General features: G+C 61.6%; 3 protein-coding genes. All 3 read left to right on the top strand.

Going from position 1 to position 2239, the window contains the following annotated elements; all coding sequences use genetic code 11:
* Positions 1-1388 (top strand): hypothetical protein (locus VEK15_06575; protein ID HXV60342.1); only part of this gene is annotated, 1388 nt, incomplete at its 5' end.
* Position 1389: 1 nt separating this feature from the next.
* Positions 1390-1644 carry a hypothetical protein gene (locus VEK15_06570; protein ID HXV60341.1) on the top strand — a complete coding sequence of 85 codons (255 nt, stop codon included), beginning with the start codon at positions 1390-1392 and terminating at the stop codon, positions 1642-1644.
* 58 nt (positions 1645-1702) lie between these two features.
* Positions 1703-2239, top strand: a 537-nt coding sequence (locus VEK15_06565) for a heavy metal-binding domain-containing protein (protein HXV60340.1), incomplete at its 3' end; no start/stop codon positions are given.

The raw sequence follows: 2239 nt of genomic DNA, 5'->3' as shown, positions 1-2239 counted from the left end.
CCATTGCCCGAGAATTGAATACGGACACAGTGCTCGTGGGAACGTTCCATCTCGCCGGCGATCGGATCCTCACGAGTCTTTCGCTGGTCGATGCCAAGAGTGGACTTCTTTCTTGGGCGGAGGAGTTCGAGGCGCCCTTCGAGGACATCTTCCACATGCAGCGCGAGATCGCGGTGCGAGCCGCTACGAGCTTGAAGAGAAGTCTCACCGGCGAAGAAGAAGCGGCACTTATCACGCCGGAATCCCGAAGCGTCGATGCCTATGATCTCTATCTACAAGGCGCTCACCTCACTCAAGAAGGTACTCGAGAAGCGACGGACATTGCTTTCGGGTATTTCAACCAGGCCCTGGAGCTCGATCGAAGCCTGGCGGAGGCTCACGTGGGCCTGGGCGTCGTCAATTACAATCGCTACTATTACGGATGGGGAGGTGGCCTCGACAGCCTCGATCGGGCCGAGGCGAGTTTCCGAAAGGCTCTCGAGCTGAGCCCGACCTCGATGAGGGCCCGAAGAGGGCTCATCAACGTTCACTATCAGCGGGGACACCTCGAAGCCTGCTTGATGGAGGGTCGGGAGGCGGTCCGGCTCGGAAATCCGCACGACGTCGAGACCCTCCTGACTCAGGCGACCGCATATCAGTTGGGAGGTCTCGCGGAAGAAGGCGCGGCACTCTTCCGCGAAGTCCTGGAGATCGACCCGGTGAACCAGGAGGCCCAATGGCGCCTGGTGACGAGCACGTGGCTCGGTGAACGTGAGCTCATCGTTGAAGCCGGGAGATCCTACTTGCGCCGGTTCGGCGACGATCCGGAGATCCATATGTTCGTCGCCTTCGCCCATCACCTCCTTGGCCACACGGAACGGGCACGCGGGCACTACGAGCAAGCCGTCGGATTGCCTGCGCGCGGCGATTCCACGGCCGAGGCTACCGCCGAACCGGCAGCGCTTTTTTTTGGCGGCCTTCTCTACGAACAGCTCGGTGAGCCCGACCGCGCGACAGAGCTCTGGCAGCTCGGCGTCGATATCTACCGCCCTCGTCTCGAAGAGTCTCCGGACAATAGAAGGTTCGGCCTGATCCTGGCGGGCTTCTACGGCCTCCTGGGTGATCGTGGCTCGATGCGGGCGATCGAAGAACGCACGCTCGGAGGAGCGGACTGGATCTCCTGGGAAGTACACTGGCTGGCCTTGGTCCACGCACTACGAGGCGAGCCCGACCTTGCCATCGAGCTCCTTCACCGCGCCCTGAAGCTGGGCTTGGTCGACTCTTCACGCGTCCCGGCCTGGGAAGTCTATTTTCGGGTGGCCGATGTCCCGATGCCGGAGAACGAGGCCTTCACCCGTTTCGTGGGAGAGTATCGAGCGGAAGCTCGGCGCCTGCGAGAAACTTACTGACATGACGGGCTCGACGTTTTCTCGCTACGAGATCGCCGAGAAGCTCGGCAAAGGGGGTATGGGAGAAGTCTTCCTCGCGCGTGATCCGTCCCTCGATCGCCGCGTCGCCCTGAAGCTCCTCCCCGAAGACCTCCGGCACGACGAGACCGCCAAGAAGCGCTTTCGATTGACGGCACCTGATCTGAAATCGGAGGGAATGGACGAGCTATTTGCAGAATACGAAGAGAAAGAGCGACGCCTCCGGGAGATCTATTGAGCCCCGGATGAGCCTTTTGACGCCTATACTCTGAGACCGGGTCGAGATGATGATGTGGATGACGACTGTCTTCTTGGTGACAGTGCAGCTCCTGCAACCGGATGACGCGCGCGAATCCTTCGAGGTCTGGCTCTGCCCTCTCCATCGAGACGAGCAGGCCGTTGGACCGGCAGCGTGCCCGATCTGTGAGCGGCCCATGGTCAAGCGACTGCTGGTCAGCAGCTATTCCTGTCCCATGCACCCGCATATCGATCGGGAGGAGCCCGGTACGTGCAACATCTGCTACATGGATCTCGTCGCCATGACGCGGGAGCTCCAGTGGTACTGCCCCGACGATCCTCGAGAAGTCAGCGCCGTTCCGGGAAGCGTCTGCTCGAAAAGCGGGGACGCGATGGCCCTCCGAACCATCCCCATGGCCCACGGCGACCACAATCCGCGCCACGGCGGCATCTTGTTCATGGCCCCAGACCGCTACCACCACCTCGAGGGCGTCCTCTCCCCGGAAGGCGCCTTTCGGCTCTATTTCTACGACGATTTCACCGAGCCCATGGACGCGAGCGACTTTCACGCCCGGATCGGTGCAGAGACGCTGAGG

This window comes from Vicinamibacteria bacterium (assembly GCA_035620555.1).
In the GTDB taxonomy this organism is placed as follows: Bacteria; Acidobacteriota; Vicinamibacteria; order Marinacidobacterales; family SMYC01; genus DASPGQ01.
Note: the sequence above shows the minus strand (reverse complement) of the source record. Positions and strands in the feature narration are given on the sequence as shown.

Coding starts and splice junctions, on each gene's coding strand:
- VEK15_06570 (HXV60341.1), top strand. CDS start 1,390: ATGACGGGCTCGACGTTTTCTCGCTACGAGATCGCCGAGAAGCTCGGC.